This is a genomic window from Alcaligenes nematophilus, from assembly GCF_026344155.1.
GTDB classification, from domain to species: domain Bacteria; phylum Pseudomonadota; class Gammaproteobacteria; order Burkholderiales; family Burkholderiaceae_B; genus Alcaligenes; species Alcaligenes phenolicus.
Genome location: NZ_JAPKMZ010000008.1, coordinates 1 through 13,762, shown reverse-complemented (window position 1 = coordinate 13,762; position 13,762 = coordinate 1). Strand labels below are relative to the sequence as shown.

Sequence of the window (13,762 nt, the reverse complement as noted above, 5' to 3'; positions counted from 1 at the left end):
CTCCCAGGAGCCGCAGCATGAAGATTACCCTCACCGACACGCCCCTGCTGAACACCCAGCAGATCGGCGAACTGGCGTCCAGCCTGGATGCCCTCCACACCCGCGTCATCACGGCCATCGAGCGCCTGAACAAGGACGTGGCCGCCAAGAAGGCCGAGATTGCTTCCCGCTGGAAGAATTCTTCCGGCTTTTCCGGCGCCGACGTGGCACGCTTCGAGCAGACCGAGACCCTGGCAGCCATCGGGCAGATCAAGGACAACAGCCGCGCCGAGCTCGACGGCCTGCTTAAGCAGGCGGGGGCACCGCACGCCCAGCTCGTAGCGCAGCGCCCGTTCTACGACAGCCCCGCCAAGGTTCTGTCCCGCGCCGCCCTCGGCGACCCGAAGCGCACCGAGTACCTCCAGCAGCTCCAGCACGCCGGACCCGCCGAACTCGGCCACATGGCCCAGGTCGCGGCCGGCACCAAGAACGTCCAGCTTGCATCCGCCGTCCTGTCGCTGCTGGACAAGATGCCCAGCAAGGACCGTCCGGTCGGCCCTGCCGAACTCGCGGTCGCAATGAAGCTGGAGGACTACGAGAAGGTCCGCGAGTACATCAAGCTGGGCGATGCTCGCCTCCAGGGCATCCTGGTCGCCGTCCGCACCTGGCAGTCGGGTCGCTCCAACCCGCTCAACACTGTGTCGCTGGCCATGCGCGAGCAGGAAATCGACCATGCCCTCATCGGTGACGACGATGGCGGCGCATAAGCTCCCCGTCTATCCGGCAGACCACCCGATGGTGATGGCACTGCATGCGATATGCAGCGCCGTGACCAGCGACCGCGAACTGATCGACGCCCTGGCCGACACCGCCGAGCGCGTGGGCGTTCCCTTCGGCTCGGAGCACTTCGATGAGGCCGCCGCGATGGCGGGCATCCCGTACAGCCGCTCCCTCGACCTCTATCTCGACCGGCAGACCCAGCGTGAGGCTGACTCCCTGCCGTTCCACCTTGCCCACATGGCGCTGACGCACTGAAGCTGTCCCCGCCGTGTCCGAGGGGCGATCCGTGATGGGTCGCCCCTTTGCGTTTCTAGGGCTTATGGACTCCGGTGCGCTGACTGGCAGTTAGAGGGCAAGTTTTCGAGGGGGCCCGGCTCCCGAAACCCCACGAACGCGACCTAATAGCTCCTACGTACCCAACACATAGGAGCGCGCCATGAAGCTGGACGAAATGAGCATGAAGGACCTGATGGTCCTTCACAACAAGATCGCCGACAAACCGGCGGGACCCAAGACCTTCGCAACCCGAGGCAAGCTGGTCGCGCGGATCGAGTCGATCGCGGCCGACAAGAACCTCGACCTCGCCTCGTTCGGGCGGCCGCAGACGCCCGAGGCGGCTGTGCCGAGCGCACAGCCGCAGGCCGAGGCCACCGAGAGCCCTGACGCTCAACCGGAGACAGTGACGCCGCCGCGTGGCAAGGGCATCGGCGCGCTTGCATGGCAGCTCCTCATGGACCCCGCAGGCTATCCCCATCGGCTGATTGCCGCGATGGTCAATGCCCAACTCGACGGCGCGCAGGCCACCGATAAATCGGTACGGTGGTACGCCAACGATATGCGCAAGAAGGGCATTGAGGTTCCGCCACGGCAGAAGGCTCATCCCGCCGACATGGACGAAGAACAATCGATCGAAGCGATGAAGACCGTGCGGGTGGTCGAACCTGCCGCCGATGATTGATGGGTGTTTTCCTGCCGTGCATGGAAAAGGGCCACCGTCGCGGTGGCCCTTTCGTTTCATGCCCTTGGACGCCGTGACGCCCCGATGATGGATCAGGCGGCCGACGCGAGGTAGGCGTTCATGTTGGCGATCCGCTCGGCCCGCTGGTAGCGCCCGAGGCCGTCGGACGCCACCTTGGGCTGGTGCCACGCGTAGTCAAAACTGAAGCAGCAGCGGGCGCGGTCCAGCAGCTTGCGTGCGCTGCTCTTTGCGTCCTTGCCGAGCTTAAGGCTCGCGTGGTGCTGGGCGTAAAACGCCATCGACCACCCGAGCCACTGCGGGCCGAAGTGCTCACACAGGGCGATGTACGCCTCCAGCGAGCGGAACGGCAAGCCTTCGCCGAGCACGAGCTCCCCGGGCTCACTGTTGAGCGGGTCATCGTAGGACTCGAACAGGTTGACCGTACCGATCAGCTCCTCGCAAGCCTGGAACAGCATATCCGGGTCGGCGATACCGCTCTCAGCCATGAGCCGCTCGGCGGCAATGGCACGGATGCCGGTGGCGAACTCGAGTTCATTACCGACGGTGACGATGTGATTGCGGATGGCTTCGGTGATGGTGTTGGGGGTGTTCATACTTCTCTCTCTAAAAGTTGGTGAGACGCCCGAACGAGGTGGCCTACCTCGTCAGGCGCTCGGATGGGTAGCGCGCTGGAGAGAAGTTTGGACGCGGTGTCCATCAAAAAATATCATCAAATGCAGGTGTGGGCTTCCTGCATCAGGGGCAATTCGTTTATTGACTCGGGTGCCTCGTCGGCTGCCGAGCCTGCGGGGCGCGGCGGCCACTGGCCCTCGGTCCACTCCAGCCCGAGCGCGGCGAGGATGTACCGCGATGCCGTCTCCTGGTGCTTGAGCAGGTGCTCATGCCCGACGTGGATGTAGCCCATCGTGACGTTGCTCGCCGCGTGGTTGAGCAGATACTTCAGCTCCAGCAGCGGCACGCCGGACTGCACGGCGAGGGTGGCGAAGGTGTGCCGCAGGGCGTGGCCGGTGAGGCCGCCCAGCTCGTGCTGCGCGACCTCGGCGATGTGCCCGCTCTCGCTGTCGGCCGGAAATAGCCACTGCGTCTTGCGCTGCACCTTGGGGTTCTCCTTCAGGCGGTGGCCGAGCAGGTCCGCGAGCGGCCCCGACAGCGGCAGGTCGAATGCGCGGGCGGAACCGCCCTTGGGCTTGGGGACGTGCAGCTTCCTCGCGTCGAGGTGAAGCTCGACGGCCCGTGCCTCGCAGGTAGACGTGCGGCGCATCCCCGTCAGCACCATGAACAGGTGCAGATCGCGCCTGACGGGGTGCAGCTTGAGCACCGCCTCACCCCACGCCCGCAGCCGCTCGGCGTTGGCATCCACCTTGCGCCTGCGCAGCCCGTGGTAGTCCACGTTCTCGCACGGGTTGGGCGGCAGGTCCGGGTGCTCCCGGCGGCCCCGGTTGTAGACGGCGCGGAAGATGCGGAAGACGTTGTCCGCCGACGGGGCGCCGTGCTTCTCGGTGATCCGGCGGTGGCGCTCGCGCACCGCCGAACGGTCCGAGCCGAGCTCGTCCAGCGTCCGGTCGAGCCAGTCGGCGAGGTACTGCTCGCAGTTGTAGCGGTAGTCCTCCTTGGTCCTCTCGGACAGCGGCTTGGCGGCGAGGTGCAGGTCGAGGGCGTCGCGCAGGGTGATGCCCCGAGCCCTGGCCTTGCGCCGCTCCTCATTCGGGTTGGTGCCGCCGCGCATCCCGACGAGGACGGAGCGGGCGAGGTCGCGGGCCTGCTTGGCGTCGAGCGCCGGGTGGTCGCCGAGCTTCGTGCGGACCTGCTTGCCGTTGACGAGGGACTGTACGTAGAAGCTGCGCTTCGTCGGGGTGACGATCAGGTAGAACCCGCGCATCTCGGTGTCGGCGTACAGGGTGGACTTGCCCTTGTCGGGCGTGGGGCTGCGCTCGACGAGCGCCTGGGTGATCTTCGACTTCATGCTGGCTCCTTGTTGGTGGGCCACGGCGCGAACACGCTTTCGCACCACAAGGTGCTGTGTTCAGTCGTGCCGTGCAGACCCGGTAAGAGCCATTAAGTCGTGTATTTCCCTTGTTGTAAGCGGCCCCGTAGCGTCTGATTCCAAATCATGGCAAGATGCGCGCTTGCCGATTCGTAATGAGAAGGTCGAGGGTTCGATTCCTTTCATCGGCACCAGCTAATCTAAAACCATTGAAATAAAATAATCAATAATTTAATCGAATCAATGGTTTAGCTTCCTGACATCCGAAGCAATTAATCGCCCGCTTTCAGCTATTCCACATAGACGGCCCCAAAAAGCCCCACGACTGGCCTCATGAAAATGGGCATATAGCAAGCAATGCCAAACATGCAGCGGCCATAGCAAGCCAGCCCAGAAACCGTTAGGTTTCTCCGCTCACCCACACACCATTGCCGAGCTGAGAACCAAAAAAACAAACCCCCAGGCTCGAAAGCTGGGGGGATCAGTACTCCAAGGCCACATCGGTGACGTTTTTATAACTTCACGGCCCGACCACTTGGCTGACATGCTCCGGAATATTCCAGGCACCCCCAGCGCGAATCAGAGCACAGCGCCCGGTGTCGCCGCGTTCACTTTCAACAAAGTCGGTTCCATCCCAGACCGATGCCTCGTAACTCCAGCAATCGCCCAAACCCCGCCCCTTCATGCTGGACGAGATCATTCCATTATCGTAATCAGTGGCGCTGGTACTCACTAACACCGGAGCAGACTGCATATTGTTATTGATCACAAAATAGGCTGCCCCACCGTTATAAGCGGCTAACCAGCAAGGCGCGCCAACCAGGGAGAACTGCTGATTCAATCGTGCGATTTCCCATGGCTCGGACAGCATGTCAGCACTACAGGATTGCTCTTCATCAGCGGCAAGTACCTTCAACAGCACAGGCCTTATCAAGGCGTCCTCTTGCGCTGTCATGGGGCGCAGGCTTTTATCCACTACCGGGGCACGGTTGATAACTGGCGCAGCAATAGGTGCCTTGACCGTAGCCTCGCTGCCCTTCCCTTTACGCAGAATAGCCCCTAGCGTATTGACACGTCCTTGAACGTCATCCATTTTCAACAAGACGGCACTTGAGCCTGCCCCCGAGAATGCATAAGTGCTGCCATTCCCACGAAAGGAAATTGCGGCGTCTTTTTTCAAGGCTGCCAAAAACTGGGCTAACTGCGCCTCACTCATTTGCCAAGACTCGTCACCCGCAACACTCAGTGAACCGGCTTTACGGCCCGCAATAACAAGTTCTGGTAATGAGTCTTTTGGCCACTCGGGATCGTCGTAGTGTGCAAGCATGACTCTATTTGCCACCGGCTCTCCACTGCCCGCTTTACGCGTCAATAACACCGTTGAACCCAGCTCCTCACCATCAGCCGCATAACCGGCGGCGCGGCAGGTTAGCGTGTTATCGCAACGTAGATCCCAGTCTTTATGAGAAAACGTCACTGGCGCCGCATTAGCCGCTGCACCTCCCATACAAAACACTAGCGATATGGCGGCTGTTCGTACTGAAAAAAACGCACTGTGATCTTGCTTTTGCCCGCTCATTTTCTCTCCTCCCTAAGCTGTTATCTAAATACACAGCACATATTACGTCGCGGCAACACTAAATGCGCTCTCCCAAACCCATGCCAGAAAACCACATTAAACGACTGACCACGTGCGTTCGTGACATTATTCTGTTCAATCGCCTCTTGCAAGGCTTGGTGCTATCTGGCTAAGCCACAGGCACCTGGCTCCGCCTGTTTCCGTTTGTGCTCGTGCAAATCCGTTGTATAGAATGCAGACGAAAAAACATGCAATGTCCATTAAACGATAGATAATCAAACCTCATCCACGTCGAGTAAATTCTGATGCGCAAATATCTGAACCCTATTGCAGTTGGCTTGCTCAGTTTCCTCGCCGTTACCAGCCATGCGGCTTCTCCGGACTTTTCCGTCACGACTGAAGATCTTAAAAAGCTGCGCTCGACCTCCGTCATGCCACGCGAAGCGAGTCCCTCGGCAGCCACACCCAAAGATCCGGCCAAGGACTCGGAGTTCAGCAGAAACTTCCAGAAGGCGATGAACAATGAGGAAAAGGCACGCCAAGCGGCACGAGAACAGCAACTGGAGCGCAACCGCCTGCCCCAGCTTGAACAGAACAGAAACCCGGCAAATCGCTTCGGCCCGCCCAATAACAAGAAAGAAAATATGGGGATTTATTTTGATGCCGACGGCACCGCAGCTACCTCTTGCCGAGAGGACGAGCTAGGAAAGACTCGTTGCAAGGTACGTGAGCTGAAGTAGCCCCCCCCCAGTCCAAGCCTGTAATTCACGCGCTACTTTCAGGGGCAAGCCTTGATTGCTTGTCATGGTTGATAGACTAGCCAGAGGTATAAGCCTAGATACGCATCCAGAGCAGTGACAACAAGCTCATCCGCTATCGCGCTCGTGCCGAATATAAGCACGTAGAGCTGAAGACCATTACAGGTCAGAACAGCGTGTCTATGCCATGGTTTTCCTGAATCTTGGATTCAAACGAACAGAGGGGGCATTCGCCCCCTCTATGCTGTTTGGTCTGACTGGAAGCCCGTACGAACATAAGCACTGACGGATCAACGAACTCAGTTCAAAAACTCATCCACCAACTCAATCCAATGCTTGACCGCAGTCCGACCCGCTCCATTCAAATGATTCCCGCAAGCCATATTGGCCGTGACAATCAGGTCAGGCTTGCTGCTTTCCAGCGCGTCCATCTTGCGATCCCGCAGGCGTCCTGCGATCTCGGGTTGAGTCAAGGAATAGGTGCCCGCCGAACCGCAGCACAAATGGCTATCCGGCACAGCGCCCAGATCAAAACCCAGGCGAGTCAGAACGGCCTCAACCCGCCCTCCCAGTTTTTGCGCATGCTGCAAAGTACACGGACAATGGAAAGCCAGGCGTGGGCGAGTTTGCGTGTTCAGGCACTCCTCCAAAGGCTGCTCTTCCAACACTTCGACCAGATCCTTGGCCAGTTCACTGACGCGGCGAGCGCGCTCGGCATAGGCCGGATCGTTCCTGAACAGGTCCACGTACTCTTTCACAAAAGCTCCGCAACCGCTGGAGGTCTGCACAATCGCCACAGCTCCCTGTTCAATCTGAGGCCACCAGGCGTCGATATTGCGACGCGCCTGCTCCAGGCCCTGTTCTTGCGCACCCAAGTGAAAAGACGAAGCGCCACAGCAGCCTGCCTGAGCGATGGGCGTCACGCTGATGCCCAAGCGGTCCAGGACCCGGGCCGTCGCAGCATTAATGGAAGGCGCCATGGCTGGCTGAACACAGCCTTCCAGCATCAGGACACGCTTGCTGTGCCGCTGTGCAGGTCGTGTCAAATCCGCATTTTGCTTGGGCGGGATTTTTTCCTGTAAAGAAGATGGCAGCAAGGGACGCATGGTTCGCGCTACCCCCAGCAAGGCGCTGACTCGACCGGGCTCTGGCAAAATCTGCGTCAGTGCGACTCGCATGGCACGGTCCTTCAAGGGACGCTTTACTTTGGGCTCCAACGCAGCCCGGCCTATATCCAGCAAGTTGTGATACTTCACGCCCGATGGGCAGGTCGTTTCACAATTGCGGCAGCTCAGGCAGCGATCCAGGTGATGCTGGGTCAGCTCCGAAGTCGCTTTGCCTTCCAGGAACATCTTGATCAGGTATATCCGGCCACGGGGGCCGTCCAGCTCGTTACCCTGGTCCAGATAAGTCGGACAGGTGGCATTGCAAAACCCACAATGCACGCAGGAGCGCAAAATAGCTTCAGCTTGCTCGGCTTGTGGTAGTTGCTGAGCCCATGGTGTCAGTTGTGTTTGCATGTGGACTCCGCCGAAGGAAAGAGACGACCTGGATTAAAAATGGCGGCAGGGTCCAGCTGCTGTTTCAAACGCTGATGCCATATCAACAAGGACTCAGGCAAGACATCCTGCCCTGCACCTGATCCGGACCAGCAACGGGCATGCCCTTTCAAGGCTTGAGCCTGCGCGTGAATCTGCTCGGCAGCGGCATCGGATTTCAGCCACAGCTGTGTCCCGCCCCAATCGACCAGAATCTGGCCGGGCCATGTTTGCACGGGAGCATCGACTGGCAAGGCGATTCGCCACAAGGTGCCGGGCTGCTTGAAAAACTCCAGACGCTGCTCGCACAAATCATCCCAATAGGACAAGTCCAAGGCTTCTCCACCGATTTGCTCTTGAGCCAATTGCACCGAGCTATCACCACCTTCCAGACGCAAATGCAAACGTCCGTCCTGCCAAGCTGCGCCCGTAATGGGACGGCTTTGATCGCGCCAGCTACGCAATAAACCAGCGATTTCCTGCTGGGCTACCTCCAGAACCAGGCTGGCGCGACTACGTGGGCGAGGCAAGACTTTGAAGGACACCTCGGTAATCACTCCCAAAGAACCCTGTGCACCGACCATCAAGCGCGACACGTCATAACCGGCGACGTTCTTCATGACCTGGCCACCAAAACGCATATGTGTGCCCATGCCACTGATCAAACGGCAGCCCAGTACATAATCTCGTAATGAGCCTACCCAAGGACGACGCGGTCCCGACAGACCACAGGCGGTGGCTCCACCAACAGTGGCGCGGCTATCAAACAGAGGTGGCTCAAAAGGCAGGCATTGACCTTGCTCGTTCAAGATCGTTTCCAGCGCCTGCACGGAAGTCCCGGCACGCACCGTGACGACCAGTTCCGCCGGATCGTAATCGACCACCCCTTCATGGCCTGCCAGGCTCAGCTCTTGCCCCTGCACGGCTTTGCCTAAAAAAGCTTTGGTATTGCCGCCTTGCAAACGCAAGGGGGTTTTAGTGGCCAGGGCTTGCTGGACCTGCTCCAGCAATTCAGCGCTGCGATCCTGATTTTTGTGTTCTACGGTACTCATCAGAAACGCTCCAACTCTGGGAAAGGCAATTGCCCGTGATGGATGTGCATGCCGCCCATTTCTGCACAGCGATGCAAAGTGGGAATGTTCTTGCCGGGATTCAGCATGGTTTTGGGATCAAAGGCAGCTTTGATCGCATGGAAAAACTGCAGCTCATCTTCATTGAACTGCACACACATCTGATTGATTTTCTCTCGGCCTACACCGTGCTCGCCGGTAATTGTGCCGCCGACTTCCACACACAATTCCAGAATTTTGCCGCCCAAGACTTCGGCTCGCTCCAGCTCGCCAGGTTGATTGGCATCGAACAGAATCAGCGGGTGCATATTGCCATCGCCCGCATGAAACACGTTGGCGACGCGCAGGCCGTACTCTTCGGAAAGCTCGGCGGTTTTCTTCAGCACATAAGCCAACTGACGACGCGGAATGGTGCCGTCCATGCAGTAATAGTCGGGAGAAATCCGGCCTACAGCGGGAAAGGCGTTTTTACGACCGGCCCAGAAGCGTTGTCGCTCCTGCTCGTCCCGCGCAACCCGCACTTCTTGCGCGCCGGCCTTGAAAAGAACCTGCTCAACACGAGCCACATCGTCCTGCACGTCTTCCAAAGCGCCATCAATCTCGCAGAGCAAGATCGCTTGTGCATCAACGGGATAGCCAGCGTGGATAAAGTCCTCGGCTGCGCGGATGGACATTTGATCCATCATTTCCAGCCCTGCCGGCACAATGCCTTGGGCAATAATCTGCGCCACGGCATCAGCTGCTTTTTCCACTTCGTCAAAGCTGGCCAGCAGCACTACCGTACAGGGGGGACGTGCCAGCAACTTGACGGTAATTTCCGTGACTACCCCCAGCATTCCTTCGGAACCCGTAAACAGCGCCATCAAATCAAAGCCGGGCGTATCCAGAGCTTCGGAGCCCAAAATCAATCGTTCGCCTGTGACGGTAATCACTTCCAGGCGCAGGATATTGTGTACGGTCAGACCATATTTCAGGCAGTGCACACCACCCGCGTTTTCCGCTACGTTGCCACCAATTGAACAGGCAATCTGCGAAGACGGGTCCGGTGCGTAATACAAGCCAAAGGGTTGGGCCGCCTGAGAGATCGCGATATTACGCACGCCGGGCTGAACGCGAGCAATCCCGGCTACGGGGTCCAGATCCAGAATCTGGTTCAAGCGCGCCATCACCAGCAAAATACCCTGCTCCAAAGGCATGGCACCGCCCGACAAGCCGGTACCCGCACCACGGGCCACCACCGGCACGCCGACTTCGTGAGCCAAGCGCATCACGGCCTGTACCTGCTCCACATTACGGGGCAAAACGACCAGCAAGGGTTTGGCGCGATAAACACTCAGTCCATCGCACTCGTAAGGATGCAGTTGCTCATCAGTGTGCAGCACATCCAGGCCGGGAATATCATCACGCAAACGGCTAAGCAGCTGCATCCTGTCCACGCGGGGCAGCACACCGTCCAGTTTTTCGTCGTAGCGCAAGCTCATGACGCCTCCTGTCTTTTAAAGTCTCCTGAAACGGATGGTCTTTGATGCGGGCTGGCTTGTCCAGCCGTCAGGCTACTGGTCCGACCAGTTTTTACCCTAAGAGTGTATTAGGGTTTATCTTTATACTTATAAATCAGACAGATAGATAATCAGCTTGTTATCATTTCCACAGGTATACAACTGGTCTGACCACGAATGAAAATGCAGGAACCCAAGCGTTTGGAAGTCACCGCCGAACTGGTCGCCCAACGCATCGAAACTTTTATTATGGATGGCGTCCTGAAACCGGGACAAGTCCTGCCCTCCGAGCGGCAACTGACGCAAAGACTGGCGGTGTCCCGATCTGCCCTGCGCGAAGGGCTACAAATCCTGCGCGTGCGCGGCTTGATTGAAACCCGGCATGGCAAAGGCTCCTTCGTCGCCAACCTGATTGATTCAGCCGTCAGCAAGCCGCTGGAGCACCTGCTTCAAGCGCAAGGGCGCACTCTATATGACTTGCTGGAAGTGCGTGAACTGCTGGAAAGCGAGGCGGCTCAACTAGCCGCCTCCAGGGGGACGGAAGCCGATCACATCATGATACGACGACGCTTTCAGGAACTGGAGGATCTGCAAATGCAGGATGCAGCGCCTGAACAGGTTGCGCGGGCAGATCATGCTTTTCATGCGGCAATCTGTGAGGCCTCGCACAACCCGGTGCTGGTACATATGATCAGCCTGTTCAACGATTTGATGTTATCTACGGTGCGTGTGTCCGTGCAGCACCTGTATCCCGACCATGACTCCAAACGCAGGCTGGACAGACAACATGCGCGTTTATGCAATGCCGTCACGCAAGGCCAAGCTGACTTGGCCCGACGCGCCGCCAAAGAACATATCGATGGGATACGACGACAACTACAGGAGATGGAGGCCAAACAGCTGCGCCTGGAACATGCCCGGCAACGTCTGAATGGCCTTTAGTTCTTTGACTTACTTCGCCAACAGATTGGCCAGCATATAACCTGATCCGGCCCCCGTCCCTGCACCGGGCCAGGTCGAGGCGCCGCACAAATACAGATCCTTGATCGGCGTTTTGTATTTGGAGTAACCGGCCACTGGACGGAAGAAGAAGTTCTGATCCAGATGGTGGCTGCCCGAGAGGTTATCACCGCCAATCAAGTTCGCATTGAACTGCTCCAGATCCTGGGGCGACATGATATGGCGGGCCAGGATCTTGCTACGCAGGCCCGGCGCATAACTTTCAAGCAGATCCAGGACGCGCTCTGCATATGCATCCTTAAGCTGCGACCAATCGCCAGCGGCAATCTTGCCAGAAGCGTCGCCTTTGACTTGGGCGGGCAGCACACGCACTTGAATCCACAAAGTATGTTTCCCCTCCGGGGCGCGCGAAGGATCCAGTGCTGTACCTTGTCCAACCACAAGAACTGGCTCGGCAGGCAATAAACCTGCAGCTGCTTCGGCATAGACGCGGCTCATCATGGCCATATCGGGTGCCAGATGGACGTAGGAGAAACGCTGCAGCTCGGTGCCAGCTGTCCAATCAGGCAAACCATCCAGAGCCAAATGGATCATCATGGTGCCCAATCCGGGGCGGAAGGCATCGACTTTCTTCTGATAATCCTTGGGGACGGTAGCAGACTGCACCAGGCGCCCAAAGACGAGCTGAGGATTCAGATTCGCGATGACCGCCTTGCGTGCCTTCAAGCGGCGACCGTCGGCCAAAACAACACCACTGGCGCGACCATTCTCTTGTTCAATTGTCTGCACGGGAGCATTCAACAGCAGTTCACCGCCCAGCTCCTGCAGCAAGCTCGTCATGGCACGGATAATCGTGTCAGCACCGCCCTGCCCGATCACCATACCGAAGGCTTGATTGGCCATGGACTCCAGATAAGGAAACAAGGCACCGCCGGCTGTGTCTGGTGTGAAATCCACATGCAGCCCCCAGGCTGCCATCATGGCTTTCACTGAGTCGCTCTCGAAATGGCGGTCCAGAAAGTCACGAGGCGTCGCCAGCAGCAATTGCATCAGCTCTGCAACGCCATCCTTGCCCAGCTCCCGCCAGCTCTTCCAGGCGCTTTTCATCAGGCCCCAAGAAGGCATAGGGCTACCGAGCACAGCAAACAGATGGGGAGCCTTGCTCTGGAAGTCATCTAGCATGACTTGCCAAGCCTGAGCGTCCTTCTCAGAAACAGCTCGAATACGCTTTAAGGTCGTTTCCAGGTCTATACTGACGCCCAAATAACTTTGATCCCGGAACACGCTGACAAAGCAATGCTCTGCGGGGACGAATGCCAAGCCATGGCGAGCCAAAGCTTCTTTATGGCGCTGGAAGAACGCAGAGCCTGCGAAGGAGGACAGGTTCATGGCGCACACATCATGCTTGAAGCCTGGCACGGTCAACTCCTGAGTGCTGACCGCACCACCGGCCGAGCTTTTGGCTTCCACAACCTGAACTTTCCAACCCTTACTGGCCAGTTCAACTGCTGCTGCCAAGCCGTTGTGCCCTGCCCCAACCACAATCGCGTCTACTACTGTCTCTGCACCCACGGGCAACTCCTTTAGCTCTAAAGTATTTACCCGTATTCTACGGCGCAAAGAGAAAACTGAGTAGGAATTTCAGGAGGATCAGGGAGGACGAATACAGGCAGTGACTAAGTACGCTACAGCCCTAAGCTAAGGAGACAGATGCCGGCAGTTGCAGCCGCCATCTTGGTCATCAAAGCTGATTGGTGCGAAAAGCTCAGCTGCTAATGCTACGAGCGCGAAGAGTAGAGCAACCACTCTGCAGCGATGATCCAGCCACGCTGTCTGCAACTAAAGCATTAAACGCTATGCGCACCAATCATAGAGCAGGCACCGCGCACGCCGATTAGAGTCACTACCCCTGGCAATCGGCAGCATAAACAGCAGCAGCAGCAGCAGCAGCAGCAGCAGCAGCAGCAGCAGCAGCAGCAGCAGCAGCAGCAGAAGAAGAAGAAGAAGAAGAAGAAGAAGAAGAAGAAGTGGTCTGTCGCCGCGTCTCAACAACAAACAATCGGCACAGCAAGAGTAGAACGACCGACCAGCCTACAGGTAAGCAGCGACGCATTGTCCGTCAACCCTCTGGTGCCGGGACAGAATGCCATGGCCGACCTACTAGGCTTAGGCCAAACGGCGTCGGTAAGAATAAGGAATACACGCAGCCCGGAACGGGCCAGGAGGGGTGGCGGCACACCTGAACCGGGCGGTCCAGGGTCAGGCCTTCGAGCAATCCGAGACAGGCCGGTAGCCTGCGTTTTTGTCGCCGCCTAAAACAAAACCCCCGCAAGGGATGCTTGCGGGGGTTTTGAGGAATAAGAGCTTGACGATGACCTACTTTCACAGACGTCCGTCCACTATCATCGGCGCAAAGGCGTTTCACAGTCCTGTTCGGGATGGGAAGGTGTGGGACCACCTTGCTATGGTCGTCAAGCGTAACTGGTTGCCGAGTCGTCTTTCAAGGGACGCCCCAGCCAATTGGAAGAAGCACACCACTAGCGATCAGTACGGATCAACTAGCAGCGGTTACGAAGGTGTCGAGCGCGGGTTGCGCTGCACTTCAATATTACGTTCTGTGGTCAACAACTTAACTC

The 13,762-nt window shown here is 58.1% G+C and carries 13 protein-coding genes and 1 rRNA gene; 5 read left to right on the top strand and 9 right to left on the bottom strand.

Features of this window, described 5'->3' with window-relative positions; genetic code table 11:
* The first annotated feature begins 17 nt into the window (after nucleotides 1-17).
* The 3 genes from OSH04_RS18200 (at nucleotide 18) to OSH04_RS18190 (ending at nucleotide 1,717) form a co-directional block, all read left to right on the top strand.
* Nucleotides 18-746: a hypothetical protein gene (locus tag OSH04_RS18200; RefSeq protein WP_266109010.1), complete on the top strand. Its 729-nt coding sequence runs from the start codon at nucleotides 18-20 to the stop codon at nucleotides 744-746.
* Complete coding sequence (locus tag OSH04_RS18195; protein WP_266109009.1) at nucleotides 712-1,014, top strand: hypothetical protein; 303 nt, start codon at nucleotides 712-714, stop codon at nucleotides 1,012-1,014. The genes OSH04_RS18200 and OSH04_RS18195 overlap by 35 nt, the downstream gene beginning before the upstream one ends.
* A 181-nt stretch (nucleotides 1,015-1,195) precedes the next feature.
* Nucleotides 1,196-1,717, top strand: a complete 522-nt coding sequence (locus tag OSH04_RS18190; protein ID WP_266109008.1) for a hypothetical protein — start codon at nucleotides 1,196-1,198, stop codon at nucleotides 1,715-1,717.
* A gap of 92 nt (nucleotides 1,718-1,809) precedes the next feature.
* On the opposite strand, the gene OSH04_RS18185 is transcribed toward OSH04_RS18190, so the two are convergent.
* From OSH04_RS18185 to OSH04_RS18175, 3 genes are all read right to left on the bottom strand, one after another.
* Nucleotides 1,810-2,331, bottom strand: coding sequence for a hypothetical protein (locus tag OSH04_RS18185; RefSeq protein WP_266109007.1), 522 nt, complete (start codon nucleotides 2,329-2,331; stop codon nucleotides 1,810-1,812).
* Nucleotides 2,332-2,447: 116 nt separating this feature from the next.
* Nucleotides 2,448-3,701 (bottom strand): integrase family protein, encoded by a 1,254-nt coding sequence (locus OSH04_RS18180; RefSeq protein ID WP_266109006.1) that lies wholly within the window; start codon nucleotides 3,699-3,701, stop codon nucleotides 2,448-2,450.
* Nucleotides 3,702-4,242: 541 nt separating this feature from the next.
* Nucleotides 4,243-5,301, bottom strand: a complete 1,059-nt coding sequence (locus OSH04_RS18175; RefSeq protein WP_266109005.1) for a DUF1176 domain-containing protein — start codon at nucleotides 5,299-5,301, stop codon at nucleotides 4,243-4,245.
* 305 nt (nucleotides 5,302-5,606) lie between these two features.
* Here OSH04_RS18175 and OSH04_RS18170 point away from each other — a divergent pair, with 305 nt between their 5' ends.
* A complete protein-coding gene (locus OSH04_RS18170) occupies nucleotides 5,607-6,041 on the top strand; it encodes a hypothetical protein (RefSeq protein WP_083053902.1) in 435 nt (144 codons plus the stop codon).
* Between the two features lie 317 nt (nucleotides 6,042-6,358).
* Here the strand turns inward: OSH04_RS18170 and glcF are convergent, their stop codons facing one another.
* The 3 genes from glcF to glcD are packed head-to-tail and all read right to left on the bottom strand — an operon-like array spanning nucleotide 6,359 to nucleotide 10,148.
* Nucleotides 6,359-7,579, bottom strand: a complete 1,221-nt coding sequence (glcF, locus tag OSH04_RS18165) for a glycolate oxidase subunit GlcF (RefSeq protein ID WP_266109004.1) — start codon at nucleotides 7,577-7,579, stop codon at nucleotides 6,359-6,361.
* Nucleotides 7,564-8,649: a glycolate oxidase subunit GlcE gene (gene glcE, locus OSH04_RS18160; RefSeq protein WP_266109003.1), complete on the bottom strand. Its 1,086-nt coding sequence runs from the start codon at nucleotides 8,647-8,649 to the stop codon at nucleotides 7,564-7,566. The genes glcF and glcE overlap by 16 nt, the downstream gene beginning before the upstream one ends.
* Nucleotides 8,649-10,148, bottom strand: coding sequence for a glycolate oxidase subunit GlcD (gene glcD, locus OSH04_RS18155; RefSeq protein ID WP_266109002.1), 1,500 nt, complete (start codon nucleotides 10,146-10,148; stop codon nucleotides 8,649-8,651). The genes glcE and glcD overlap by 1 nt, the downstream gene beginning before the upstream one ends.
* Nucleotides 10,149-10,343: 195 nt before the next feature.
* On the opposite strand from glcD, the gene glcC reads away from it, so the two are divergent.
* A complete protein-coding gene (glcC, locus tag OSH04_RS18150; protein ID WP_051316371.1) occupies nucleotides 10,344-11,108 on the top strand; it encodes a transcriptional regulator GlcC in 765 nt (254 codons plus the stop codon).
* A 9-nt stretch (nucleotides 11,109-11,117) separates the two neighbouring features.
* Here the strand turns inward: glcC and OSH04_RS18145 are convergent, their stop codons facing one another.
* The 3 genes from OSH04_RS18145 to rrf form a co-directional block, all read right to left on the bottom strand.
* Complete coding sequence (locus tag OSH04_RS18145; RefSeq protein ID WP_266109001.1) at nucleotides 11,118-12,698, bottom strand: phytoene desaturase family protein; 1,581 nt, start codon at nucleotides 12,696-12,698, stop codon at nucleotides 11,118-11,120.
* Between the two features lie 282 nt (nucleotides 12,699-12,980).
* Nucleotides 12,981-13,181 carry a hypothetical protein gene (locus tag OSH04_RS18140; protein ID WP_266109000.1) on the bottom strand — a complete coding sequence of 67 codons (201 nt, stop codon included), beginning with the start codon at nucleotides 13,179-13,181 and terminating at the stop codon, nucleotides 12,981-12,983.
* A 308-nt stretch (nucleotides 13,182-13,489) separates the two neighbouring features.
* A 5S ribosomal RNA gene (gene rrf / locus OSH04_RS18135) occupies nucleotides 13,490-13,602 on the bottom strand.
* Nucleotides 13,603-13,762: the final 160 nt, after the last annotated feature.